At 35.6% G+C, this 24,418-nt stretch carries 22 protein-coding genes and 1 pseudogene; 10 read left to right on the top strand and 13 right to left on the bottom strand.

Translation table 11 applies throughout. The annotated features are described in order from the left end of the window. Nucleotides 1-2 precede the first annotated feature (2 nt). The gene (locus tag BLP44_RS18785) at nt 3-1,772 is read left to right on the top strand and encodes a RagB/SusD family nutrient uptake outer membrane protein (protein WP_091135150.1); all 1,770 of its coding nucleotides are present in this window, start codon (nt 3-5) and stop codon (nt 1,770-1,772) included. 465 nt (nt 1,773-2,237) lie between these two features. Beyond that, a complete protein-coding gene (locus BLP44_RS18780) occupies nt 2,238-2,606 on the top strand; it encodes a SpoIIAA family protein (RefSeq protein ID WP_066034288.1) in 369 nt (122 codons plus the stop codon). A gap of 72 nt (nt 2,607-2,678) precedes the next feature. Here BLP44_RS18780 and BLP44_RS18775 read toward each other — a convergent pair whose 3' ends face one another. Genes BLP44_RS18775 through BLP44_RS18765 form a run of 3 tightly spaced genes read right to left on the bottom strand, consistent with a single transcriptional unit; the run spans nt 2,679 to nt 3,909 of the window. Further along, entirely contained in the window at nt 2,679-2,951 is a 273-nt protein-coding gene (locus BLP44_RS18775) for a PrgI family protein (protein ID WP_091135148.1), read from the bottom strand. A gap of 37 nt (nt 2,952-2,988) precedes the next feature. Continuing rightward, a complete protein-coding gene (locus BLP44_RS18770) occupies nt 2,989-3,387 on the bottom strand; it encodes a hypothetical protein (RefSeq protein ID WP_091135146.1) in 399 nt (132 codons plus the stop codon). A 33-nt stretch (nt 3,388-3,420) separates the two neighbouring features. Then, nucleotides 3,421-3,909: a hypothetical protein gene (locus BLP44_RS18765; RefSeq protein ID WP_091135144.1), complete on the bottom strand. Its 489-nt coding sequence runs from the start codon at nt 3,907-3,909 to the stop codon at nt 3,421-3,423. A gap of 331 nt (nt 3,910-4,240) precedes the next feature. Here BLP44_RS18765 and BLP44_RS18760 point away from each other — a divergent pair, with 331 nt between their 5' ends. Together BLP44_RS18760 and tnpA are read left to right on the top strand one after the other, a co-directional pair. Beyond that, the gene (locus BLP44_RS18760) at nt 4,241-4,714 is read left to right on the top strand and encodes a CinA family protein (RefSeq protein WP_008467556.1); all 474 of its coding nucleotides are present in this window, start codon (nt 4,241-4,243) and stop codon (nt 4,712-4,714) included. A 432-nt stretch (nt 4,715-5,146) separates the two neighbouring features. Beyond that, nucleotides 5,147-5,609: pseudogene (gene tnpA, locus BLP44_RS18755) on the top strand (IS200/IS605 family transposase). A gap of 69 nt (nt 5,610-5,678) precedes the next feature. Here the strand turns inward: tnpA and BLP44_RS18750 are convergent. Next, the gene (locus tag BLP44_RS18750; protein WP_091135142.1) at nt 5,679-6,596 is read right to left on the bottom strand and encodes a DsbA family protein; all 918 of its coding nucleotides are present in this window, start codon (nt 6,594-6,596) and stop codon (nt 5,679-5,681) included. A 328-nt stretch (nt 6,597-6,924) separates the two neighbouring features. On the opposite strand from BLP44_RS18750, the gene BLP44_RS18745 reads away from it, so the two are divergent. Then, the gene (locus BLP44_RS18745) at nt 6,925-7,401 is read left to right on the top strand and encodes a TlpA disulfide reductase family protein (protein ID WP_035691815.1); all 477 of its coding nucleotides are present in this window, start codon (nt 6,925-6,927) and stop codon (nt 7,399-7,401) included. A 6-nt stretch (nt 7,402-7,407) separates the two neighbouring features. After that, nucleotides 7,408-8,022 (top strand): thioredoxin family protein, encoded by a 615-nt coding sequence (locus BLP44_RS18740; protein ID WP_091135140.1) that lies wholly within the window; start codon nt 7,408-7,410, stop codon nt 8,020-8,022. 161 nt (nt 8,023-8,183) lie between these two features. Here BLP44_RS18740 and BLP44_RS18735 read toward each other — a convergent pair whose 3' ends face one another. The 4 genes from BLP44_RS18735 to BLP44_RS18720 all read right to left on the bottom strand — a co-directional run bounded on the left by BLP44_RS18735 (nt 8,184) and on the right by BLP44_RS18720 (nt 11,845). Further along, nucleotides 8,184-9,413: a PQQ-dependent sugar dehydrogenase gene (locus tag BLP44_RS18735; protein ID WP_091135138.1), complete on the bottom strand. Its 1,230-nt coding sequence runs from the start codon at nt 9,411-9,413 to the stop codon at nt 8,184-8,186. A gap of 345 nt (nt 9,414-9,758) precedes the next feature. Beyond that, the gene (locus BLP44_RS18730) at nt 9,759-10,052 is read right to left on the bottom strand and encodes a DUF3861 domain-containing protein (RefSeq protein WP_008467546.1); all 294 of its coding nucleotides are present in this window, start codon (nt 10,050-10,052) and stop codon (nt 9,759-9,761) included. Between the two features lie 18 nt (nt 10,053-10,070). Then, nucleotides 10,071-10,802: a LytR/AlgR family response regulator transcription factor gene (locus BLP44_RS18725; protein WP_091135136.1), complete on the bottom strand. Its 732-nt coding sequence runs from the start codon at nt 10,800-10,802 to the stop codon at nt 10,071-10,073. Next, entirely contained in the window at nt 10,799-11,845 is a 1,047-nt protein-coding gene (locus BLP44_RS18720; RefSeq protein ID WP_066034295.1) for a sensor histidine kinase, read from the bottom strand. The genes BLP44_RS18725 and BLP44_RS18720 overlap by 4 nt, the downstream gene beginning before the upstream one ends. 266 nt (nt 11,846-12,111) lie before the next feature. On the opposite strand from BLP44_RS18720, the gene BLP44_RS18715 reads away from it, so the two are divergent. The 4 genes from BLP44_RS18715 (at nt 12,112) to BLP44_RS18700 (ending at nt 18,732) form a co-directional block, all read left to right on the top strand. Continuing rightward, on the top strand, nt 12,112-13,266 hold the full coding sequence (locus tag BLP44_RS18715; RefSeq protein ID WP_008467540.1) for an efflux RND transporter periplasmic adaptor subunit: 1,155 nt from the start codon (nt 12,112-12,114) through the stop codon (nt 13,264-13,266). A 5-nt stretch (nt 13,267-13,271) separates the two neighbouring features. Then, on the top strand, nt 13,272-16,442 hold the full coding sequence (locus BLP44_RS18710; protein WP_091135134.1) for an efflux RND transporter permease subunit: 3,171 nt from the start codon (nt 13,272-13,274) through the stop codon (nt 16,440-16,442). Between the two features lie 18 nt (nt 16,443-16,460). After that, entirely contained in the window at nt 16,461-17,867 is a 1,407-nt protein-coding gene (locus BLP44_RS18705) for an efflux transporter outer membrane subunit (protein WP_091135132.1), read from the top strand. A 403-nt stretch (nt 17,868-18,270) separates the two neighbouring features. Then, nucleotides 18,271-18,732, top strand: a complete 462-nt coding sequence (locus BLP44_RS18700) for a hypothetical protein (RefSeq protein WP_066034299.1) — start codon at nt 18,271-18,273, stop codon at nt 18,730-18,732. Nucleotides 18,733-18,906: 174 nt separating this feature from the next. Here the strand turns inward: BLP44_RS18700 and fucP are convergent, their stop codons facing one another. The 5 genes from fucP to BLP44_RS18675 form a co-directional block, all read right to left on the bottom strand. Beyond that, the gene (gene fucP / locus BLP44_RS18695) at nt 18,907-20,211 is read right to left on the bottom strand and encodes an L-fucose:H+ symporter permease (protein ID WP_091135131.1); all 1,305 of its coding nucleotides are present in this window, start codon (nt 20,209-20,211) and stop codon (nt 18,907-18,909) included. 125 nt (nt 20,212-20,336) lie between these two features. After that, nucleotides 20,337-20,780, bottom strand: a complete 444-nt coding sequence (locus BLP44_RS18690; RefSeq protein ID WP_066034300.1) for a MaoC/PaaZ C-terminal domain-containing protein — start codon at nt 20,778-20,780, stop codon at nt 20,337-20,339. Between the two features lie 106 nt (nt 20,781-20,886). Then, nucleotides 20,887-21,960: a Gfo/Idh/MocA family protein gene (locus BLP44_RS18685; RefSeq protein WP_091135129.1), complete on the bottom strand. Its 1,074-nt coding sequence runs from the start codon at nt 21,958-21,960 to the stop codon at nt 20,887-20,889. Nucleotides 21,961-21,993: 33 nt separating this feature from the next. After that, on the bottom strand, nt 21,994-23,250 hold the full coding sequence (locus BLP44_RS18680; protein ID WP_091135127.1) for an ABC transporter substrate-binding protein: 1,257 nt from the start codon (nt 23,248-23,250) through the stop codon (nt 21,994-21,996). Continuing rightward, nucleotides 23,250-24,389, bottom strand: a complete 1,140-nt coding sequence (locus tag BLP44_RS18675) for a CaiB/BaiF CoA transferase family protein (RefSeq protein WP_091135124.1) — start codon at nt 24,387-24,389, stop codon at nt 23,250-23,252. The genes BLP44_RS18680 and BLP44_RS18675 overlap by 1 nt, the downstream gene beginning before the upstream one ends. Nucleotides 24,390-24,418 lie beyond the last annotated feature (29 nt).

Genomic DNA, 24,418 nt, shown 5'->3' with positions numbered 1-24,418 from the left:
TTATGAAGACAAATACAATTTTTAATATTAAAACATTAGCGATATTCTCTTTTATATGGCTTTTTGCAAGCTGTACCAATCTTGACGAAGTTGTTCTGGATGAGGTTTTGGGAGAAGACGCTTCAAACCCAGCTGGAGCTTTGGCAGCAGCTTATGACCGTTTGGGAGATGGAACTTTTGTAGATCATGGCGGTGTTTTCTCTTTACAAGAATATACGACAGATGAAGCCATTTTGCCAACTCGCGGAAGTGACTGGGGAGATGGCGGAAAATGGAGAGACATGCATGAGTTTACTTGGAAATCGGATAATGCGATTGTAGTGGATAACTGGAATAAATTGACAAACGGAATTACGCGTTCCCTAACGGCTATTCAATCAGTTGAAGAAAGTTCAATTCCAGAGAAGAAATTGTTTTTAGCGGAAGCGAAAGGACTTTTAGCTTATTATTTATACACGACTTTAGATTTGTACGGTCAAGCGCCTTATAGAGACCCGATGAATCCGAATGCGCCTTTACAGATTTTAAAAGCCGATACGCAAATTGATCAATTGATAAAAGATGTAGAAGCTTTAATGCCAGATTTGGCAGAAATGGGAACACAGCAGACGCATCATGGAAGATTTACAAAAGAAGCGGCGTATGGATTTTTAGCGCAGATGTATTTGAATCGTGCTGTTTTTAAAGATCGTTATAATGCATCTTCAAGCTTTAATTTTACTGAAGCGGCAGCAACGGGTACAGGAACAGATATGGATCGTGTAATTTATTATACTTCATTATTGATTGATTCTGGAAAATATTCTTTAGAAAGTGATTATTTCAAAAACTTTGCAAGAGACAATGACAAAGGAAAAGAATTGATTTTTGCTATTTCTCAAAAGATCGATTACATCAGAAATGGTTCAAACAGTTTTGCTTATGTGTGTATGGAGCGTAACCAGAGAACTTCTGCTGCAAATAGAGGAACCAACGCGGCTTGTACAACACCTGAGTTTTTTGCAACATGGGACGGCAATCATGACGATCCGAGATTTCAGCAAAAATACCAATATACTGATGGAACATGGTTTATGAATGATGGAACAGATATTAGTGTTCCAGCAACTGATATTGTACCGAAAAGTGCCAATTTGCCTTGGTTTCACTTTAATAGGGGAATTCAGTATGGACCACAATATGGACCAATCTTATTGTCATCTGGTTCATTGGAAATGGTTAACGGACGTATAAAAGTTTCTCCATTATACATGGAAAAAAGTACAACGACGAGAATGGATTTTACGCCTTCTTTAACTTTCAAAAATCCAGCTCAAGCAGTTTTTGCTCAAAATGAAATCAATCAAGGAGCACGTATTTTTAAATATGAATTTGATCCTGAAGGAGGAAACGGAAACAGTAATGTTGATATTCCATTATTCCGTTTAGGAGGAATTTATACCATGAGAGCCGAAGCTTATTTTAGAAAAGGAAATACTGGTGCTGCAATGGATGATTTGAATAAATTGCGTACCAGCAGAAAAAGAGAATCTTTATATGGAAGTACACCAGGAAAAGCTTTAACAGCAATTGACCAAACCATTTTATACAATGAAATTGGTTTTGAATTGTATTGGGAATTATACAGAAGACCGCAAATGATCCGTTTCGGAAAATTTGATCTTCCTGGAACCGCAAAAGCTGCTTCACAACCTTACCGAAGAGTATTCCCAATTCCACAATCAACAATTGATGTGACTAAGGAATTCAAACAAAATCAAGGATACAATTAAGTTTGTTTTTTAGAGTAACAAAGTGACAAAGTGACAAAGGTGCAAAGTAAAGCACTAAATCTAATATTAATATTTACAATGAATTTTTTAGCAATTAAAAAACTTTGTCACTTAAAATCTTTAAAGTTTGTGTGTTAGTTTATTTTTTATTTTTTTTCCAAAAAGCCTGTTTTCAAAAAAAGCAGGCTTTTTTTTAGATGCTAAGGTTCTGAGATGCTAAGATTCTAAGTTTTTTTCTGCACTGTAGAGATGCACTGCAGTGCATCTAACGCAAAGAATTTTCCGCAATCAAAGAAATCTTTGTCTCTTTGGAACTTTGTCCCTTTAGGCCTTAAAAAAATATAATAAACGAATAGTTAAATATAATCCGTATCTGATTGATAATAAGTAAATTTGAGTTGAAATTTTACATTTTCAAATGTCTCAAATGAAAACATCATTAATAACTCAAAAAGTATAAAAATCATGATACATCAAATTGATACTACAGATAATATTGTTGCCTTTAGAGCATTGGCAGAAGTGACAAAAGAAGATTTTGTGACAACAGTAACTCCAGCCGTTGAACATTTGGTAAAACAAACTAATGAAATTAATTTTTTGTTGGTTTTAGATACTGATATTGAAAATTTTACAGCAGGTGCTTGGTTGCAAGACGCTCTTCTCGGTTTGAAAAATTTGGGGAAATGGAATAGAGCAGCAATCGTCACGGATACAGACGAAATCATTTCTTTCACAAACGGATTTAGCTATATTGTTCCAGGTGAGTTTCGTGGTTATAAAAAAGTTGATTTTAATAAAGCATTAAACTGGGTAGAAGGAAATATAAATTAATCCAGTAACCAATAAAAAAGAGCGCTTATTTCACATATAAGCGCTCTTTTTTTATGATGGTTTATAAAATTTTTAGTGATTGTATTCGATACCGCTGCTTGATTGAGCATCAATTTTGTCTTTAGATACTTGACTATATTTTTTATAACATGCCGATGCCAAAATTGGTAATGCAAGACTTCCTACAACAGCACTTGCTTTTGGATGTCCCGTTTTCTTCAAAACTGCCGATGCTAAAAGAGCACCAACTCCAGCACATACCATTTGTTTTACTGACAGATTTAACGGTTTGCTTTCAGGTTTAATTCCGTGTAATAATGGGTCTATAAAATTTAAATTCTCCATAATGCCAATTAATTTTAATTATACTAATTTGTTATTTTTAATTTTTAGTGTTTTCAGTGTCAGTTTCACTCTCAATTTTCTCAATTTCGACCTTTTCCTTTTTTATGGCCTGGCGCAAAAGAGCAAAAAGACTCATGTAGACATTTGCCATAAAAACTAGAGAAAACCCTGCCAAAATATATCCTCTCCAGTCATTTAACAAAAGTTTATAACCGCAGATAATCAGAAATGCAATTGTAACGTAATGACTAAAGCAATATTCACACGTAAGGAGATAAAAAAACTTCCTTGACAGTATGTATTTGTCATTTTTAGAATGTCTGACACACCATTCATGCGGTTCTCTAAAAATCTCTTCGTGTGTGACAGTCCAGCTGATGCAAGCAATTGGAATTGCTAGTACAAAAAGCCAGACAATTTGAGTGGCTAAAGTCATATCGCTTAATGCTTTACAATTTACGAAATTTTGTTATTCTCTTGGGTGATTTTCAGGATAATGTTCTGCATCAAAATCATCCAATTCTTCATCCTTATCCAGATCGACGTCTTTTTCCAGATCATTTTCATAATCCAAATCAGGATCATATTCATCATTTAAATCATCTTGTGTACCATCGTTTGTAATGGCATCATCTTCATTAACAATTCTTTCCTGATTCGGAATATTTTCTGAACGGATATTTGTATTCGGCTCAAAATCTCCCTTAGGATGCGATGGATCTTCAATAAACTCTTCCTGATACTGATACGGATCTTCATCTCGTGCATAATTGTCATTGTCAATCAGCGTATTTTGTTCATAATAATCAGGATCGCTTTCGCCAAATTCTCGATTGTCATGTTTTTTTAAAACTTGTTTAAACTCGTCTTCATTAGAGTAAGTGCCGTCAAGAAGAGTATTTTGTTCGATATAATCAGGATCAAATTGACCATAATCATGGTTGTGTTGCTTTTCCATAATAGTGTTTTTTTGATTGTTAATTTTTCAAAGATTGAATCTTCATAGTGAAACCTGCAAATCTTTACAGTTTACTGTAATTGTCTTGTCCTGCTTTTAAAAGTCATGGCATTTAGGCTTTTACATTTTTTTCGGATTATAAATGACTTTAAAAGCTGTTTTTACAAATTTAGTGCGTTAGGAGAAGGAAGTTCTTATAAAAAAATAAGCCATAGTTGCATAATTAACAGTTACTTATAATGTAAATATTGTAAGAAATTATGTAAGTTTACTATGTCGTAACAATCTACATTTGGATTGAAATTAACGTGTAATTAAATTTAAAATCAATATGGCGTCAGATAAGGTAACCGCATGCTGTCAGACTTTAATAGAAAAGAACCTCACAATATCATTTGCGGAAAGCGCTTCGGCTGGAAAAATGTGTTACGAATTTTCGACAGTTCTTAATTCGGGAAAAATTCTCATAGGAGGAATAGTATGTTATCATTCTTCAATGAAAGAAGATTTGCTTCATATCCCGTGGGGAACCATTGAACAGTATAGTGCAGAATCTGCAGAGGTAACCAAGTTAATGGCTCAAAATTTTTACCGCTATGTGGGTTCGGATATCTGTGTCGGGTTAACAGGACTGACAACACCAGGAGGAAGTGAAAGCGAGTCAAAGCCTGTGGGGACTATTTTTATTCATATTATTTTTGGAGAAAAACAAATTGCCAAACGTTATGAGTTTAAAGGATCTCCAGAAAGTATTATCAATCAAGCAATAGATGTTGTAGCCGATTTGATTTTGATGGAAATTTAATAAACCAATCAAACGTCCCCTACGGGACGAAACTCGACAAAACTTTTTTTTGTCTACCGATGAGATGTTCCTAGCGGAACATTTTTTTATTGGATTGATATTTTCTGGATGTTGTAGCGGATTTGATTTTGAAGGAAATTAATAAACCAATCAAACGTCCCTACGGGACGAAACTCGACAAACATTTTTTTTGTCTATCGATGAGATGTTCCTAGCGGAACATTTTTTATTTTTTTCTATTCTAGAAAGAAATGTTCCTGTGGAACTTTTTTGTCTTAAAATAATATTCTAAAAACTTTTAGAAGGCATATTAAAAGTGATTATTTTTAAAATTTGCATTTGTTGAGAAAAGAAATGTTCCGCTAGGAACATCTCATCGGTAGAACTTTAATTAATCATGTTTTTTCGTTCCGTAGGGACGTTTGGTTGGTAATGGCAAATACATATACGCAATTGCACATACAATTTGTATTTGCGGTGAAATACAGAAAAGCATTAATTGCAAAGGAATGGAAAGACAAATTACATCAATATATTACGGGTATAATTCAAGCAAACAATCATAAAATGTTATGTATTAATAGTATGCCAGATCATATACATGTTTTTATAGGGATGCGTCCAACACAATCTATTTCTAATTTAGTGCAGAATGTAAAAACAGAAACCAGCAAATGGATTAAAGAGCAAAAATTGTCAGCTGGTTTCTCATGGCAAGAAGGTTACGGAGCATTTTCATATTCAAGAAGCCATGTGCCAAATGTCATTCGATATATTCAAAACCAAGAAGAACATCACAAGAAAGAAACTTTTTTTAGAAGAATACCAGAAACAGCTGAGAGCTTTTGAGATTGAATATGATAAAGAGTATATTTTTAAAGAACCTCTTTTGTAATTCTAAAGATTACTTTAAGGTGATATGTTTTGGCAATCAGATGTTTCGATAAGATATTCTCATTTTTACTTATTTTTTAATATAAAGCGAACCATTTTTAATCGTCTTTTTATCCAATTTTCCTTGGCTGAATAATTCCTCTAGAATTATTTTTGCCTCACTAACAGAAATATCGTGAATAGCAGCATATTCCTTTGGAGCAAGTGTTGGATAAACTTCAAAAATGGACAATGAATTACTATTCATGAATTTTTTCTTCTTTGCTTCAGGAAATAAGGCTAATAAAGCATTTTCATAAGAGGCATAAGGTTTAGAGCCATAAACAGTCAGCTGGTTATTATCGGCATCGGCCAAAAATAAAGTTGGAAAACCTCGTACACCAAGAGTTTTTCCTAGATTTAAATCTTCTTGAAAAAACTTTTTAGCATCTCCATCATAATCCGTTTTTAATTTTTCCACATTCAATCCGGCAGTTTTTGCAGCTTCTGCTAGGTTTTCCCATTTTGCGATATTCTTTTTGTTTAGATATAATTCTTCGCGAAGAATACGCATAAATTTTACAGCTTTTTCTTTACTCTGCATTTGCGCTGCTTTCATAGCAATGCATGACGGATAAGAAGAATCTAACGGATCTTCAAGCCAAACATTTCCATCAATTGGCATTTCGTAATACAAACTGGCTTCGTCCCAATGATGCGCAACATCAGAAGGTTTGCTTATTCCGCCACTATTATAGCTCCAATCAGGCAATAAGCCGCCCATTCGATAGTCAATTTCAAAATAGTCGCCATATTCTAGTTTTAATTTTCTAAGCTGAGGTTCAATTCCCCAACAAGAAGAGCAAATAGGATCGGTATAGTAAATGATCTTGACTGGTTTGTTTTCTGCTGGAATAACCGCTTTTGCATTCGTTTTTTCGCCAGCAGGCATTTCGCACATTCCGCTTACAGGATCGCATAATAGCGGATTTGTTTTGTCTTCACTCATTTTAGAATTTGTTTGTGACTGACAGTTTACACTGAAAATCAGGATTAATAGTATCGACAGTATTTTCATAGTAATTTTTAAAGGTACTCTCGGATTTATGAACATGCTGCAAAGTTGAGCAGAATATCATAGCCAGTCAATTAGTCAAGAAAACATGACTAGAATCTAGGGGATTTCATTTCTGAATAAATAGGTTTGGATCGGTATAATAAACTTTGCCTCTTTGCAACTTGGTACCTAAAAAAATCATTAAACTTTCATTAACAAAAAGTAAGATTTCATTAGTTTATATTTGTAAGACACAAATTAATTCTAAAGCATTCTTCTTATGAAAATTAAGTCTCTTTTCTATATGTTTTTATTCGGTATTATTTCGGTTTCTGCTTATAGTCAGAATGTGAAGCTAATTAATATTAATCAGCTTAATGAAAGAATTAAAAACGGAAAAGATAGCACTTATGTTGTTAACTTTTGGGCAACTTGGTGCGCGCCGTGCATAAAAGAATTACCGCATTTTGAGAAATTAGCAGCAGATCATAAAGCAGAAAAACTGGCTGTTTTGTTAGTAAGTCTAGATTTTAAATCGAAATTAGAATCCAACGTAGTTCCATTTGTGAAAAGAAAGAATCTAAAGAATGAAGTCTTTTTATTAAATGAAAGCAGCCCACAAGAATTTATTGATAGAATTGATCCGAGTTGGTCTGGAAGTATTCCTGCAACACTTTTTATTAAAAATGACAAACGAAAATTTGTCGAAAGCGAATTTACCTATGAACAATTATTAACTGAATATAAAAAACTGTAAACCATTATGAAAAAAATAATCTTATTATTGGCATTAGCATTTTCTGCATTTCTATCTCACGCACAAAATGCGGTAACACTTAAAGCGGGCGATGCAGCTCCAGATTTCAAACTGAAAAATGTGGACAATAAAGAAGTTTCTTTCGGAACTTTTAAAGATGCAAAAGGATATATTGTAGTTTTTACCTGTAACACTTGTCCATACGCAATTGGATATGAAAAGAGAATTATCGATTTGGATAAAAAATTTAAACCGCAAGGATATCCAGTGATTGCAATTAATCCAAACGATCCAGAAGCTTCTACGGCAGACACTTTTGCTAAAATGCAAGATTTAGCAAAAGACAAAAAATATCCTTTCCCATATTTGTTTGATCCAGGACAGAAAATTACGGATGAGTATGGAGCAAAGCGTACACCTCATATTTTTATCGTTTCTAAAACAGCAAAAGGAAATGTTGTTGAATATGTTGGAGCAATCGATAATGATCCAGAAGGGAATAATCCTCAAAAAATAAAATATGCCGAAGATGTAATCGCGTCATTAAAAAGCGGACAGAAACCAGCAATTACGCAAACGAAAGAAATTGGCTGTACGGTAAAAAGAAAAGCAAAAGCTTAAGTTTTTTGTTTCAGGTTTCAGGTTTCAAGTTCCATGTTTCAGATTTTATTCCGTTGCGTTTAACTTGAAACCTGAAACCTGAAACTAAAAAAAACAAAATCTTAAAAACACGAAACGCCCCATATTTGGGGCGTTTTTTTGGCATGTATAGATGAACAAGTTTACTTTTTATCTATTTTGTAAAGTCTTCCTTGATCGGTAACGGCGTATAATGCTTCATCTTTTCCTTGTGTAATATCTCTAAATCTTTGTCCTTCTCCAGCCAATAATCTTTCTTCTCCAGCCACTTTATTGTCTTTAAAAGCTAAGCGTACAATATGCATACCGCTCAAAGAACCAATAAAAAGATTATTTTGCCATTCAGGAACACGCTTTCCGGCGTAAAACGTCATACCGCTTGGTGAAACTACAGGATCCCAATAATAAACAGGCTGTTCCATTCCGGTTTGCTGCGTAATACCCTCTCCAATTTTCGTACCACTATATTCAATTCCGTAAGTAATTGTTGGCCAGCCGTAATTTGCTCCAGCTTTAATTCGGTTAATTTCGTCACCGCCTCTAGGCCCGTGCTCACTTTGCCATAATTCGCCTGTAGTTGGATGTATAGCTAATCCCTGTGGATTTCTATGTCCGATGGTATAAAGTTCTGGTAGAGCCCCAGCCTGAGTAAACGCTGGATTTCCTGGTGCTGCCTGTCCGCTTGTTGTGATACGAACAATTTTACCCAAACTGCTTGTTACAGATTGCGCCAACGGACGTGTTTCTAAAACTGATCTCTCGCCAATGCTTACAAATAAATTTCCAGTTTTATCAAATAGAACTCGCCCTCCGTAATGCAGTGTGCTTGCGTTCGGCGTGTTAGAACGATAAATTACGGTTGCATTTTCAATTGCTTTTTCGTCGTCTGAAATTCTTCCTTTCGCAACAGCGGTAATATTTCCGCCCCCTACAACTTCAGAGAATACCCAATAAACCATTCTATTTGTAGCAAATGCAGGATCTAGACAAATTCCAAGCAATCCGCCTTGGCTATCTGGATTAACAGCGGGAACGCCAGTTAAGGCATTACTGATAACACCTGCTTGAGTTACGATTTTAATTTTGCCTGCTTTTTCAGTTACAAGCAGACGTCCGTCAGGAAGATAAGCAACTCCCCACGGAGCGCTTAAGCCGCTGGTAATAATTTTAGATTCAATTTCGGTGGTAGTTTGGATACTTCCTGCGCGTGTCTGCCCTGCAAAAGCGGGCTGATAAGTCGTATTTGCCGCTCCCGTTTCTACAGGAGGCCCCGTTGGTCCTGGATCTGTGCCTCCGTCAGTATTGTCGTTATTAGAGCAACTGCCTAAAACAAGAATTCCTGCAAGAAGAAAAATACTTTTTTGAATTATCATAATGCTTTTATTTTAATGGTTAACAATAAATTTTTGCATTATCGAACATTTCGAAAGAGAAGAATAGAGATTCGTTAAGGTTGAAATGGTCAGTTTCGAATGAATTCTCTGTTTATTTTCAATTAAGAATGCCTAAATGCTGATGCCATTTTATATGGAGCAGTAGAATTCAAAAGAGAAATTAAACTTCTTTTGGAAAAAGCATTTAGTGGGACATGCTTAATTGGAACGGAAAATTGTGATAAAATATTGCCAATACGAATTGGATTGTCTTCATCTTAGCAGAAATTTAACATTTATTATTTTACAAGAAATTGAGCTGAGTCCTTATTTTTAAAGAAGATTTTAAAGACTTTTTAATTTTTTCATGAAAATGGGAAAAACTTCGTTCAATTCGTCAAAAAGAGGGTTTTTGCGATTTTTTAATTTGATTTCGCTAAACAATTTTAATCCTAAAGCAAATTGAACTGCTTCTGAATCGTTTGCAAAAATATTTTTTTGTTTGATTTTTTCAATGATTCCAAAAATTTCGTCGTGATTGTCAAATTCTATTCCGAGTTCTTTTGCTGGTTTCGTTTCACCGTTTGCATATTCCTTAAGACTTAAAGTAAGGTAATATTTGTTTGATCTTTTTTCCATGATTTTGTAATTCTAATTTTATTTCAGCCATTTATCGACCAATGTTTTAAAGGCTTCCTTATATTGTTCGCCAACTGTTATTTCTATTTTATCAATAAAAATGGAGTTTTTGCTGATGGCGCTTATTTTATCTAATGAAACAATGAAAGAACGATGCACTCGCATAAATTTTGACGAAGGCAGTTTTTCTTCTAAAGCTTTGAGGGAAATGAGCGATAACAAAGCTTTCTGAGAATCCTCAAGATGTACTTTTACATAATCTTTCAGGCTTTCAATGTACGTGATATCTTTTAGTGAAATTCTAACCCATTGGTATTCAACTTTCAAAAAGATAAACTTGTCATCAGCAGCAATGGGATTAAAATGATTATTAGCTTCTTCAGACAATTGTAAAACTTTGCTAGAGGCGCGCAGAAATTCTTCGTAGCTGAAAGGTTTTAAAAGATAATCCACAGCATTTACTTTATACCCTTCAATTGCATAATGATTGTAAGCAGTCGTAAAAATAATTTTTGGCAATGGTCCAGCTTGATCCTGTATTAACCTTGCCAGCTCCATTCCGCTTAAATTGGGCATATTGATATCCAAGAAAACTAAATCGGGTTTTGTTTCCCTGATAAGTCCCATGGCATCAACGGCATTGTCGCAAGTAGAAATTAATTCTAAAAACGGAGTTTGCTCTATAAAAGTTTGCACCAATCTTAAAGCCAATGGTTCGTCATCTACTGCTATACATTTTAATACTGTCATTGCTCTAAATTTATCTTCAACTTAATTTTATACGTTCCGTGATCGGTAACTCCAAAAGAAATAAAATGCTGATTTGGATAAATCAATTGTAATCTTCGCTTGGTGTTGGCTAAACCAATTCCACCCACATCAGAAACAGCTGTTTTTTCGAAATAAGTATTTTCTACTTCAAACTCCAATTCGCTTTCATTTTGTGTAAGCTTTATGTAAATCTCACTTTTATCTGTGGCATGAACGCCGTGTTTAAAAGCATTTTCTACTAAAGGTAATAATAACATCGGAACAATTGGGTAATCGTGTATTTTTTCAGGAATATCTGTTGTAATGGTCAGTTTGCTATTGGCGCGAAGTTTCATTAAAGCAATGAAATCTTTCATAAATTCAGCTTCTTTCAGCAAAGTTGTTTTTTCTTCCGTGCTGTAAAGCAAATAGCGCATCATGCGGCTTAAAGTATGAAGCGCATTTCTAGAATCCTCAATGTTGGTATACGTTAACGAATAGATGCTATTAAGCGAATTAAAGAAAAAATGCGGATTTATTTGCGCTTTTAGCATTGCTAACTCAGCTACAGTTTTGTCTTGTTCGAGTTTCTGTTTATGCTGCGCTGCTTTTTGCCAATGCTGTAACATGGCCCAACTGGTGCTTATTCCTAAAACCAATAATGTCAAAGTAAAAACATAATTGTCAAAATAAGGATTTTTATATTTTTTAAAACCAATGGCTTTCATAATCTGATTATGAAGATCGGTTTGTGAGGTATAGAAATAAGCGATGAGCTGCATGGCAATAACAGCCGCAAATGCCCAAAGCAAGAAAGGGGAAGTATTGTCTTTTATGATGGTTTTTGGAACTATGATTTTTGCTGTAGAATAAAATAGAACCATTAGTAAAATTAGCACTATGCTCTGCCAAAGCCAGAATACTTGCGGAAGCACAACATTCCAAGTAAGCGGAATATAAAACAGCATCAGATATCCTAATAAAGACCAGCCAAGAATGTGTAATCCGGTAAATAAATAAGGTCTGAAAATATTCGGTGTCATTACAATTTATAGTTTATATCGACAATATTACATTTTATTTGAATACAAATTTTGAGCAATCGCTAAAACCGTATTTAGAGTCTCTAAAAAGCATTTTAGAGCCGATAAGATAAAAATTAAACAGTTGTTTAATATTTTGAAAAATTCCATCGGTTCTCATCTTATCTTTATCGATTGTCTCTTGCTGTTCGTCTATTTGAAAAATTTCGTGCGTAATATTTTATTTCTTTTGTTGGCATATAATCGATAACTACACATTTTTCACAATGAATAAGCCATCATTTTTAAGCATTCTCGCAGCATCACTTATTATCGCTTCTTGCGGTAAAAATGATAAATCGGCTCAGGCCGGAGGTGCACCGCAGATTAAAGAATATAAAACTGTGACATTACAGCCGGAATCAGCGACTTTGAACAGCGATTTTCCTGCTAGTATTCAAGGACAGCAAAACATAGAAATCCGCCCAAGAGTGGAAGGTTATATTGATAAAATTTTTGTTGATGAAGGAGCAGTCGTAAAAGCAGGACAACCATTATTTAAAATCAGTGCTCCAGAGTATGAGCAGCAAGTTCGTACTGCAACGGCAAGCATTAAAAGCGCTCAGGCAGAGGTAAGCTCGGCAAAATTGGCTGTAAATAAAGTGAAACCATTGGTTGAAAAAGGGATTATCAGCAAATACGATCTAGAATCTGCTCAATACACTTATGAGTCGGCTATGGCATCTTTAGCTCAGGCCAATGCCGCTTTAGTAAATGCTAAAGTTAATTTAGGATATACCACTGTAACGAGCCCTGTAAATGGAGTTGTAGGCTCGATTCCGTTTCGTTTAGGAAGTTTGGTAAGTTCAAATACAGCAGAGCCTTTAACAACAGTTTCAAGTATTGGTAATGTCTATGCTTATTTTGCCATGAATGAAAAAGTACTGCTAAATTTCACAAAAGATGCAGGAGGTTCATTAAATCAAAAAATAAAAAGTATGCCCGAAGTTTCTTTAGTGCTTTCTGACGGGTCGACTTATGATCAAAAAGGAAAAATAGAAACTGTAAACGGATTAATCAATACAGAAACAGGTACCGTAAATTTTAGAGCACGTTTCCCAAACCCAAAAGGAGTTATCAGAAGCGGAAGCAGTACAACAGTGCAGATTCCGAATTTCGTTAAAGATGCCATTATAATACCGCAAAGCGCCACTTTTGAACTTCAGGATAAAATGTTCGCAGTAGTTGTTGGTAAAGACAAAAAGACAAGAAATGCGAATATCACTGTACTTGACAATTCAGCAGGAAACTATTATGTGGTGACGAGTGGTTTGAAACCTGGTGATGAAATTGTATTGGAAGGAGTTGCTTCATTAAAAGAAGGAACTGAAATTAAACCTCAAAATCAAAGCCCAGAAACAGTTTACGCCGATTTAAAATAAAAGAAATGTTTAAAAAATTTATACAAAGACCCGTACTCTCGACGGTAATATCTGTTATTATCGTTATTTTAGGTGTTTTAGGCCTAATTGAGTTACCGATTTCCCAATATCCGGATATCGCACCGCCAACGGTGAACGTTGCGGCAAGTTATACCGGAGCCAATGCCGATGTGGTACTGAAAAGTATCGTGATTCCGCTTGAAGAGCAAATTAATGGTGTAGAAAACATGACGTACATGACTTCTACAGCAACAAATGATGGTAACGCATCGATAAAAGTTTTCTTTAAAGTTGGTACCAATCCTGACTTAGCAGCGGTAAACGTTCAGAACAGGGTTTCTCGCGCGACTAGTTTACTGCCTGTAGAGGTAACTCAGGCTGGGGTTACGGTAACCAAAAGCCAGAGTAGTAACTTATTGATCTTTTCTTTATACAGCGATGATAAAGCATACGATCAGACGTTTCTTCAAAATTATGCAAAGATTAACCTTGTGCCTCAAATCCAGCGTGTTGTTGGGGTAGGAGATGTAACTGTTTTTGGTGCGAAAGATTACTCCATGAGAATCTGGCTAAAACCAGATATAATGCAGCAATATAAACTGATTCCGAGTGATATTTCGGCTGCATTGGCAGAACAAAATATTGAAGCAGCGCCAGGTAAATTTGGTGAAAACGGAAATCAGGCATTTCAATATGTAATTAAATACAAAGGACGTTTAACAAGCGCTCAGGAATTTGAGAATATCGTCATAAAATCGGTTGGAAACGGGCAGATGCTAAGACTTAAAGATGTAGCCAAAGTAGAGCTTGGGTCTTTAAGTTATTCGTCAACTATTAAAACAAACGGTGTGGAATCGGCAGCAATGGCAATTAGCCAGACTCCCGGATCAAATGCGCGTGATGTAATCATCAATTCTAAAAAACTGATTGAAGAAGCAGCGAAAAGTTTTCCAAAAGGAATGAAATACACCATCATGGTGGATGTTAACGAAAACTTGGATGCTTCTATAGAAAAAGTAATTCATACTTTAGTTGAAGCCTTTATATTGGTTTTCATTGTAGTATTTATTTTCCTTCAGGATTTTAGATCGACATTAATTCCGGCGATTGCGGTTCCAGTTGCAATTGTAGGAACGTTTTTCTTCCTGAATTTATTCGGATTCACGATTAACTTATTGACGCTTTTTGCGATGGTACTCGCCATTGGTATTGTGGTCGACGATGCAATTGTGGTCGTCGAGGCCGTTCACGCCAAACTGGATCACGGATATAAATCGGCTAAAAAAGCGACTATTCACGCAATGGACGAAATTTCTGGAGCGATTATTTCGATTACATTGGTAATGGCTGCGGTATTTATTCCCGTTACCTTTATTACAGGATCTACAGGAGTTTTTTACAAACAGTTTGGTATTACACTGGCAGTTGCGATTATTCTTTCTGCAGTAAACGCCTTGACATTAAGTCCGGCTTTATGTGCGCTTTTATTGAAACCGCACGCTGATGACCATAAACATAAAAGTTATTTGCAGCGTTTTTACACTTCATTTAACGTTGCATTCGATAATGTTACGGCAAGATACAAACGCTCGGTAAGTTTTCTTTCTGCTAAAAAATGGATTGCATTAGCATCGATTGTAATTGCTGGTTTGGCATTGGTTTATATGATGAAAACTACGCCTTCGGCTTTCGTTCCTTCAGAAGATCAGGGGACTGTTTTTGCTAACATCAGCTTACCGCCATCTGCTTCTATGGAACGTTCGGATGTCATTGCAAAGCGAGTAGATAGCATTGCGAAAACCATTCCAGGAGTTAAAAATACACTTCGCATTGTGGGGCAGAACTTTACCGCTGGAGCAGGTAGTGCTTACAGTATGGTTATCGTGAAATTGAAACCTTGGGACGAACGTGATTTGAGTGTCGATGATGTAATCGGACAGCTTTTTGCTAAAACAAGCGGTATTCGTGAAGCAAATATTTTCTTTATTTCACCTCCAACTATTCAAGGTTTTGGACAAAGTGGAGGATTCGAATTCCAATTGCAAGATAAAGGTGGACATACAACAGCTGAATTCTATAAAGTAAATAACGAATTCTTAGCCAAATTATCTGAGCGTCCAGAAATTCAATACGCGACAACACCATTCAACCCTGGTTTCCCTCAGTATATGATGGATATTAATTTAGCGAAAGCGAAAGATGCGGGAGTTTCGGTAAATACCATTTTATCAACGATGCAAGGATACTATGGTGGATTGTATGCTTCCAATTTCAACAAATTCGGGAAACAATACCGTGTAATGGTTCAGGCAGCACCAGAATTTAGAGCCAATACCGAAGGATTGAATAAGATCTTTGTCCGTAATAGTGCAGGAAATATGGCGCCAATTACTGAGTTTGTAAAAATGACGAGAGTTTTTGGACCAGAATCTATTTCGAGATTTAATTTATTTACCTCAATTTCGATTACTGGAGCACCAAAACCAGGTTACAGTTCTGGAGATGCTATTAAAGCTATTCAGGAAGTGGCGGCAGAAAATCTTCCTGCGGGTTATGGTTATGAATTTTCTGGATTAACGCGTGAGGAATTAGCATCTGGAGGAGAAACGATTTTTATTTTCATTTTATGTTTGGTATTCGTTTACTTCCTTCTAAGTGCACAATATGAAAGTTACATTTTGCCATTTGCCGTATTATTCTCCATTCCGTTTGGATTGGCAGGAGCATATTTGTTCTCCATTATTTTCAAATTGAACAGTAATATTTACCTGCAGATTTCTTTAATCATGTTGATTGGTCTTCTGGCTAAAAACGGTATTTTGATTGTCGAATTTGCTTTGGATAGAAGAAGAAAAGGGCTTCCAATAGTGCAAGCTGCAATCGAAGGAGCTGTAGCACGTTTACGACCTATTTTGATGACTTCTTTTGCCTTTATTTTAGGATTGGTTCCCTTAATGTTTGCTTCTGGAGCGGGAGCTGTAGGAAATAGATCGATTGGTACAGGAGCCGTTGGAGGTATGTTAATTGGAACAATCTTAGGAGTTTTCGTAATTCCAGTATTGTTTATCATTTTCCAAACTTTACAGGAAAAAATAAGCGGTCCGGCAAAAGATGGCTATGATGATGACGATGATGATGAAGACGAAATTCATTTAATAGAAGCTCACAAAGAGTAAAATTTAATTACAAGAAAAATGACGAATAGTTCAAATAAATATATTTTACTGGTAATAACAGCTGCGCTTATCAGTGCGTGCTCTGTTACCAAGAAATACGAACGTCCCACGACATTAAAAACAGACCAATTGTACCGAGATCAGTCTTCAACCGATTCTACGACAATTGCAGATATGCCTTGGAATACTGTTTTTAAAGATGAAAAGCTGAATGCTCTAATTCAAAAAGGATTAGATCAGAACCTGAATTTAAAAAATGCCATTGAGAATATTGTTCAAGCAAGAGCTTCTCTGCGTCAGAGCAAATTGGCATATTATCCAAGTCTGCAGTTAGACGCCAATGTAACGCATAACAAACAGTCTCAGGCAGGATTAAACTTTCCGGCAGGAATCAACATCAATACCCTGACAACGACTTATAAATTAGGCGTAAGCACTTCTTGGGAAATTGATGTTTGGGGTAAATTGAGCAGTTCTAAAAGAGCCGCACTGGCGACCTATTTAGCTTCTGATGCTGCAAAACAAGCCGTTCAGACACAATTGATTGCTGATATCGCGAATAATTATTTCTTGCTTTTGGCATACGATAAACAATTGGAAATTACAGAACAGACTTTAAAAACCCGTATTGAAAATGTAGAAACGATTAAAGCTTTAAAAGAAGGCGCAATCGTAACTGGTGCGGCAGTTGTTCAGAGTGAGGCGAATCAGCATGCAGCCGAAGTTTTGATTCCAGATTTGAAGCAAAATATTCGCGAAACCGAAAATGCAATCAATATTTTGCTAGGACAAGCTCCTGGACCAATTGATAGAGGTGTTTTGGGGACACAAATTATTCCTGAAAAAATCGCAATCGGAATGCCTGCACAATTATTAAATAACCGCCCGGACGTTCGTCAAGCAGAATTTAATTTCAGAGTTGCTTTTGAGTCGACTAATTTAGCTAAAACGTATTTCTATCCGAGTTTGACACTTACAGCAAGTACAGGTTTTTCAAATTTAGAACTGAACGATTTTTTTAGCCATTCCATTTTTTATTCAATTATTGGAGGATTAACACAGCCTTTATTCAATAACGGACTTAATAAAATGAGATTGACAACAGCTCAGTCGCAACAATTGCAAGCCTACAATAATTTCCAGCAAAGTCTTTTAGTGGCAGGTCAGGAAGTTTCAAATGCATTGTATTCGTATGAAATGGCTGTTGAAAAAGAAGATTCGAGAGCAAAACAAATTGCAGCTTTAGAAAAAGCAGTAGATTTTACACAAGAGCTTTTAGAATATAGTTCGTCAACGAATTATACGGATGTATTGACATCACAGCAAAATCTTTTAGCGGCACAATTAAGTGGAGTAGCCGATAATTTGCAAAAATTACAAGCTGTTATTAATCTGTATAGAGCTTTAGGTGGTGGCTGGAGATAGACTTATTTGTTAAAATTGTACGTTTATCGTTTTAATTAAGCCTTTGGTCTAAAATATATTTCAAATTGAAGCTATTATTTTACTTTTGAATCATTCAAATGAAGATATTGAGAGTTAGTAGCCGTTCCACATAGATCATACTAGTTCAGTATAATCACTACAAAACATGACAATAAAACGCCTCAGAAATGCGGCGTTTTTCTTTTATCAATATTTCTATCTTTTTTTCAGCTATTAATCTTTTTATATCGACCAACAGAATAAGAAAGAGATAAAATACATCGTCTAAAAAACACTATTCGTCGATTTGTTTAGTACATTTATATAATTGAATGCTCGAATCTTAAATTTTGGCATTAATTTCGATTAATATCTACTAAATTAACATTTAAATTTTAAGAACATGAAAAAGTTAGTATTTGCCTCTGTGCTTTTTATGAGTGTTTTTTTCGCTCAGGCACAGGTATCAGTTAATGTAAATATTGGTACTCCTCCAAATTGGGGACCGCAAGGATATGACAGCAGCAGATATTATTATTTGCCAGACATTGATGTGTATTATGATATAAATCAAAGCGTATTCATTTACGACAACAGCGGAAGATGGATTCGTGAAAGAAGCTTGCCATCACGATATAGAAACTATGATTTGTATTCTGGTTACAAAGTAGTTTTGACCGATTATAAAGGAGATGCACCTTATAAGTATCATGCTAAACATAGAGCCAACTATCCGAAAGGGTATCACGGAAAGCCTCAAAAAAATAGAGGAGAAAAACCTAAAGGCAACAACGGAAACCATTACGGAAATGAGAAAGGAAATAATAAAGGAGGAAATGGTCACGGTAATGGTAAAAAACATTAATTCTTAGACATAACACAAAAAAGAAAACGCTTCCGATTGGAGGCGTTTTTTTCTTTAATAGCTAATACTTAAGCGATGGTAAGCCAGACAAAGTATTCATGAATTTTATTTTTTCTGTCACAGATTAAGGATTATTACTGGTTAAATCTGTTGTGTAATTTACGGTTTAAAAAACTATTCTGAAACCGTATTCACTTTGTGGCCAAACGACCCAAAAGAAAGAATAATCAAGAAACAAACTAATGGGATAATATATCCTGACTGAATATCATCATGATTCATATCGATTAAAGTTCCCATTCCGTATGGAATAATAGCACCTCCAACAATTGACATTACCAGCCACGAAGAACCTGTTTCTGTATTTGATTTTAGGCCTTTAATGCCTAAAGAAAAAATAGTAGGGAACATAATAGACATAAAGAACCCGATTCCTCCAAGAGCATAAATTACTACAATTCCAGAACCGTAAATCGCTACTAAGCAAAGTAAAACACTTATTACGCAGTAAATTGACAATAAAACATAATCTTTTACAAAACGCAAAAAGAAAGTCCCAATAAAACGTCCTGCCATAAAAAGAAAACCGTAAACACCTAAATAATACCCTGCTGTTTTTTCGTCCAATCCTGCTCCTTGCTGTGCAATACGGATAAAAAAACTAGTAATGCAAACTTGCGCACCAACATAAAAGAATTGAGCAATAACTCCCCAGCTTAAATGTCTGAATTTTAAAACAGAGAAAAATCCAGGTTTGATTTCAGCTTCGGCATGAGTAGCTTTCATTGAAGGCAATTGCACAAAATAGAATATAACCGCAACTAAAACTAAAATACTTCCTAATACGATATAGGGCATTTTTACAGAAGCCGCTTCACCCAATAAGTAAGCTGCTTTTTCTGCCTCTGGCATTGCATCCATTTGTTCTTTTGTATGATTGGTTCCTGAAAGAATAAATAAGGAGCCAACAATAGGAGCAACCATGGCAGCCAGTCCGTTGAAAGAAGCTGCTAAATTCAATCTTTTAGAAGATGACTCTGCTGGCCCTAAAATAGCAGCGTATGGATTCGCGCTTGTTTCTAAAATAGTTAAACCACAGCCAATTACAAATAGAGCAAATAAAAATAATTCATAAGTTCTGGTATTAGCAGCGGGAACAAATAAAAATGCTCCAAAGGCAAATACTAATAATCCAGTTATAATACTGTTTTTGTATCCAAATCTCTTAATCAGCATTCCCGCAGGAATTGCCATAATAAAATAGGCAAAGAATACAGAAGTATCAATTAAAGTAGATTGACGGTTATTTAATTCGCACGCTTTCTTTAAGTGTGGAATTAATACAGAATCAAGATTATGGGCCATTCCCCAAAGAAAAAATAGGCATGTAACGAGAATAAAAGGAAGCAGATATTGTTTTTGATTTCCGCCTTCTGTTGGCACTTCATGTTGATCGCCGGCTTGGTTTGTAATTTGCATTAGTGTGATAGTTTAAGTTGTTTTTTAGTGGTTCTCGCAAAGTCGCAGAATCGCAAAGTTTTAAATAGTTTTACTTTTAACTCTGCGTCTTTGCGACTTTGCGAGATTGTTTTTAAAGCTAATGTTTAAGATTTTCTTTTCACAAATAAAAGGTGATCACAAACCAAAACCACTTCTCCTCTTTGGTTAATGATTTCTACGTGTTCTGTGACAGCTCCCATTTCTGGATTTTTGGCTTCACCTTTTTCAGAAATGGTAACTTCGGAGTGAATCGTATCTCCAATATGAACGGGTTTTACAAAACGCATTTTATCATATCCTCTTGAAAAAGCTTCAGGATTGATTTCAGAAGCCGTTAATCCAATTCCGATGGCAAAAACCATGGTTCCGTGGGCGATTCTTTGTCCGAAAGGCTGTGTTTTACACCATTCTTCGTCCATATGGTGCGGAAAGAAATCTCCAGTGTGTCCTGCGTGAACTACAAAGTCAGTTTCTGTGATGGTTCTGCCTAAAGTTACTCGTTTGTCGTCGATCTGATAATCTTCGAAAAAAGTTGATTTGAAATACATAATTTATTCTTTTTGTTTGTCAGCTCTTTCAAATAGATTTCAAAATCAGGTTTGTTTTGAAGAGGACTTAAATTTTGTTTTTTGGTTTTGAAATATAGTGTTTTAATTACACTTCATCAAAAGAAATTCCGCCGTTTTTATTACTTTCATAACAAGCTTCTACAACTTTCATCGTCCCTAAAACATCTTGAACACTTGCAGATAATATCTTGTCAGAGCCTTCTTTGTAACGCATTAGGTTAGACATCGCACCTATAAAGGCTTCAGGAAACCACGAGCCTTCCAGTTTTACTTCTGTCCATTCGTATTCATTTTCGTTATCTTTTTTGGGCAAAGCATACTCAAAAATATCTGGAAGACCATCAGGATAGTTCATCAACAAGCCCATTTTTGCTTTTACAGCACCTTTTGTTCCTTCCCATTTGATGTAGCTTTCTTCATGTTTTGGACCAAAGTGATGATCATGATTCGTATTGATTACAACATGTTTATCTTCGCCATAATCCAAAATGATTGTAGATCGGCTTGATGATAATTTTTTTAGTGGATGTTTGGCTGTTTTTGCCATAACGCTTTTCGGATTTCCTAAGAAAGAACGAATGCAGTCAATATAATGTACACTGTGGAAAAGAATCTCCAATCTTGGATGTTCTTTAATTAAAGGAAATAACTCCCAAGGCGTATTTACAGTTACTTTGAATTCTAAATCGTATAATTCGCCAATAATGCCCTGATCAATCAAGTATCTGGCTGCACTTACAAAAGAAGCAAAACGCAATTGAAAGTTAATCGCTGCTACGAGATTTTTTCTTTCGCAGACTTCCACGATTTCACGTGCCTGAGCTAAATCATTTCCCATGGGTTTCTGAATCAAAACTGCTGCTCCGTCAGGCAATTGTTCTAAAATTTCAATATATTGATCTGGTAGTACCGTAATATCATAAACAGCGTTTGATGGCGCATTTTTTACAGCGTCTGCAACAGTTTCAAAAACATGATCGATTTTGAATTCTTTTTGCAAATCATAAGCTTTTGAAATGGTCCTATTGGTGATGCCAAAAACTTTAAAACTAGCCATTTCATAAGCAGGAAGATGCGCGTCTTTTACAATACCACTCGCTCCAATAATTACAATGGGCTGTTCTGTTTGAGGAAGTAAAGGTTTATAGGGAATATTCATTTGTTCTATATTTTGAAATTGAATCTGTCAAGTTTAATTTCTGACAGAGCTGTGTAATGTTGTTCCTTGACTTAATTTGCTAATTTTTTCCTGAGTTTCTTTTAAAAGTATTTCAGAAGAAATATCGGTTTCAATCGCTTTTAAAACCGCACCGTCAATAAGTTCAGCTACTTTGGGCCAAATTGGCGTTTGTGGAAGTGTCAGTGCATTTTCATGAAGCATTTCCAGTTTGTGATAAAAAGGAATTAAAGTATTAATTTCTTCATCTTTCCAAGTCGATTTTCGGCATCCAATTCCGCCTTCTGTTGTCAATAATTTGTCGCTTTCTGGTGTTGTGGCAAAACGTAAAAAAACGTATGCCAATTTTTGGTGTTTGCTTCCAGAACCAATGGTGTACAGCCAATATACATTCAAAGAGGCTGTTTTGTAACCAGGATCAGATGGGAGGGAAGTTATATCGATTTTTCCTTTTACTTTGGATTCTTCGATTACTTCCGCCATAGAGGCAAATCCAAACCAGTTGATGGCCATTGCCGCTTGCCCTTGGGCGAAAGCCAAGCCCGCTTCAACCGAACCAAATTCTCTCGATTTTGGATGAACAGCATTCTTGTCATTGACCATTTTTCGATAAAACTCCAATGCTTTTATCGCTGCTTCATTATGAATGTCAATCTGATTTTTTTTGTTTAATAAAGACCCGCCGCGTGTCCATAATTGCAGACAAAAATCAAAAACCATATTATGTCCATCTGGATAATTGGCAAAAACAGCACCGTATAAATTTTGTTCGGGACGATTAAAAAATGTGGCTATTTCTGCGAATTCCTGCCAAGTTTTTGGCGTAGAAAGTTCGTAGCCAAATTGGTTTTTAAAATTCTCTTTTTCGGTTTCGTTTTCGAATAAATCTTTTCTGTAAATCAGACATTCCGGTCCGTCGTGAAATGGAAGTCCGTAAATGCCGTTACTTAATTTTTGCAAATGCAATAGCGATTTATGCCAGCCAAAAGGATAATTTTCTGGCGGATTTTCTCCAATTAGTGAAAATAAATTTAGAACCGCATTTTCGTTTACAGCATCAAAAATCCAATCGGTATTAATATGGGCAATATCCCATTTTCCTTCTTTTAGACCTTTTTCTGAAATGGTAGTTTCATATAAATCATGAAGTTCCAGCGGAATCATTTCTGCTTCCATTTTGATATTATTTTGAAGGCAGAAAGCATCCCATAATTTTTGAAGAGTACTTTCGAAGGGATCGAATTTTCGAACGGCGATTCTAATTTTTTCCATCAGCAGTCTATAAATTCTTTAATAATTTTCTCATTGTCCTGACCTAGTTTTGGCGAACCTTTTCCAGAAGTCAAATATTCCCCGTCAATTTTTATCGGACAGCGTGTTGTTTCATACGTATATCCATCAAGCATTTCGACTTGTTGCGTAAAATTCAAAACTTTAAATCCATCTTCAGCAAACAGCTGTTGATAGTTCAAAACTCCTGCGCACCAAATGTCTGCGGGTTCTAAAATGTCTAGCCAGAACTGTGTTTCCTGAGTTTGCAAATGATCGGCAAGTATATTTTTGATTTCGTCCCTAAGCGTAAATTTATTTTCAGGGAAAGCTAATAAAGCATCACATTTTAGTAATGAAGCCAAAATTGGAATCGAGCCCATAGCTAATGCTAAATAACCGTTTTTGGTTTTGTAGATTCCGTATGGCGCACCCAAATAAGCGTGCGCATTGTTGATTTTAGTTCTAACAGGCAGTTCACCGCCGTCATTAAAGAAAGTGGTTATCGTTTCAAACTGAAAATCAAAAGCTGATTCCAGCATACTCACTTGAACTTGCGCTCCCATATTATGAGTTGCTTTTCTGTATAAAGCCGCTAAAATTCCTTGTGCTAAATGTGCTCCGGCAAGCATATCTACAATTGATAATCCCATTGGAACTGGACCATCTTCCTGATTGCCGCTTAACCAGGTTAAAGCCGTTAAAGATTGTAAAAGCAAATCTTGGCCCGGTAAATCTTTCAGATCAGGATGTTCTCCAAAACCCGAAATTGAACCGTAGATTACATTCGGATTAATATTTTTAACTTCCTCATAACTTAATCCGATGCGTTCCATAACTCCAGGTCTGAAATTATGCATCACCACATCGGCTTTTGCTAATATTTTTTTTAATTTTTGAAGTTCCTCAGGCTGTTTAAAATCAATCGCAAAAGATTCTTTGTTTCTGTTGATGGTATGAAAAACCGAAGATTCGCCGTTCATAATCAAATCAGAAGTATATAGAGTACGGCAGATGTCTCCCGTTTCTGGTTTTTCGATTTTTATCACGCGTGCTCCCAAATCAGCCAAACGCAAACTTGCTGAAGGCCCTGAAAGAAACTGACTGAAATCTATAATTAAATAATCTTCTAATGGTTTCATTTTTTTATTCGTTTAACCGTTTAATTGGT

The sequence above is a fragment of the Flavobacterium anhuiense genome, assembly GCF_900101855.1.
In the GTDB taxonomy this organism is placed as follows: Bacteria; Bacteroidota; Bacteroidia; order Flavobacteriales; family Flavobacteriaceae; genus Flavobacterium; species Flavobacterium anhuiense.
The sequence above is the reverse complement of the archived record's forward strand: the minus strand, read 5'-3'. Positions and strand labels throughout refer to the sequence as shown.

Bases quoted from the DNA above. Each gene is read 5' to 3' on its own strand.
- BLP44_RS18785 (WP_091135150.1), top strand. From the start codon at position 3: ATGAAGACAAATACAATTTTTAATATTAAAACATTAGCGATATTCTCT.
- BLP44_RS18780 (WP_066034288.1), top strand. From the start codon at position 2,238: ATGATACATCAAATTGATACTACAGATAATATTGTTGCCTTTAGAGCA.
- BLP44_RS18775 (WP_091135148.1), bottom strand. From the start codon at position 2,951: ATGGAGAATTTAAATTTTATAGACCCATTATTACACGGAATTAAACCT.
- BLP44_RS18770 (WP_091135146.1), bottom strand. From the start codon at position 3,387: ATGACTTTAGCCACTCAAATTGTCTGGCTTTTTGTACTAGCAATTCCA.
- BLP44_RS18765 (WP_091135144.1), bottom strand. From the start codon at position 3,909: ATGGAAAAGCAACACAACCATGATTATGGTCAATTTGATCCTGATTAT.
- BLP44_RS18760 (WP_008467556.1), top strand. From the start codon at position 4,241: ATGGCGTCAGATAAGGTAACCGCATGCTGTCAGACTTTAATAGAAAAG.
- BLP44_RS18750 (WP_091135142.1), bottom strand. From the start codon at position 6,596: ATGAGTGAAGACAAAACAAATCCGCTATTATGCGATCCTGTAAGCGGA.
- BLP44_RS18745 (WP_035691815.1), top strand. From the start codon at position 6,925: ATGAAAATTAAGTCTCTTTTCTATATGTTTTTATTCGGTATTATTTCG.
- BLP44_RS18740 (WP_091135140.1), top strand. From the start codon at position 7,408: ATGAAAAAAATAATCTTATTATTGGCATTAGCATTTTCTGCATTTCTA.
- BLP44_RS18735 (WP_091135138.1), bottom strand. From the start codon at position 9,413: ATGATAATTCAAAAAAGTATTTTTCTTCTTGCAGGAATTCTTGTTTTA.
- BLP44_RS18730 (WP_008467546.1), bottom strand. From the start codon at position 10,052: ATGGAAAAAAGATCAAACAAATATTACCTTACTTTAAGTCTTAAGGAA.
- BLP44_RS18725 (WP_091135136.1), bottom strand. From the start codon at position 10,802: ATGACAGTATTAAAATGTATAGCAGTAGATGACGAACCATTGGCTTTA.
- BLP44_RS18720 (WP_066034295.1), bottom strand. From the start codon at position 11,845: ATGACACCGAATATTTTCAGACCTTATTTATTTACCGGATTACACATT.
- BLP44_RS18715 (WP_008467540.1), top strand. From the start codon at position 12,112: ATGAATAAGCCATCATTTTTAAGCATTCTCGCAGCATCACTTATTATC.
- BLP44_RS18710 (WP_091135134.1), top strand. From the start codon at position 13,272: ATGTTTAAAAAATTTATACAAAGACCCGTACTCTCGACGGTAATATCT.
- BLP44_RS18705 (WP_091135132.1), top strand. From the start codon at position 16,461: ATGACGAATAGTTCAAATAAATATATTTTACTGGTAATAACAGCTGCG.
- BLP44_RS18700 (WP_066034299.1), top strand. From the start codon at position 18,271: ATGAAAAAGTTAGTATTTGCCTCTGTGCTTTTTATGAGTGTTTTTTTC.
- fucP (WP_091135131.1), bottom strand. From the start codon at position 20,211: ATGCAAATTACAAACCAAGCCGGCGATCAACATGAAGTGCCAACAGAA.
- BLP44_RS18690 (WP_066034300.1), bottom strand. From the start codon at position 20,780: ATGTATTTCAAATCAACTTTTTTCGAAGATTATCAGATCGACGACAAA.
- BLP44_RS18685 (WP_091135129.1), bottom strand. From the start codon at position 21,960: ATGAATATTCCCTATAAACCTTTACTTCCTCAAACAGAACAGCCCATT.
- BLP44_RS18680 (WP_091135127.1), bottom strand. From the start codon at position 23,250: ATGGAAAAAATTAGAATCGCCGTTCGAAAATTCGATCCCTTCGAAAGT.
- BLP44_RS18675 (WP_091135124.1), bottom strand. From the start codon at position 24,389: ATGAAACCATTAGAAGATTATTTAATTATAGATTTCAGTCAGTTTCTT.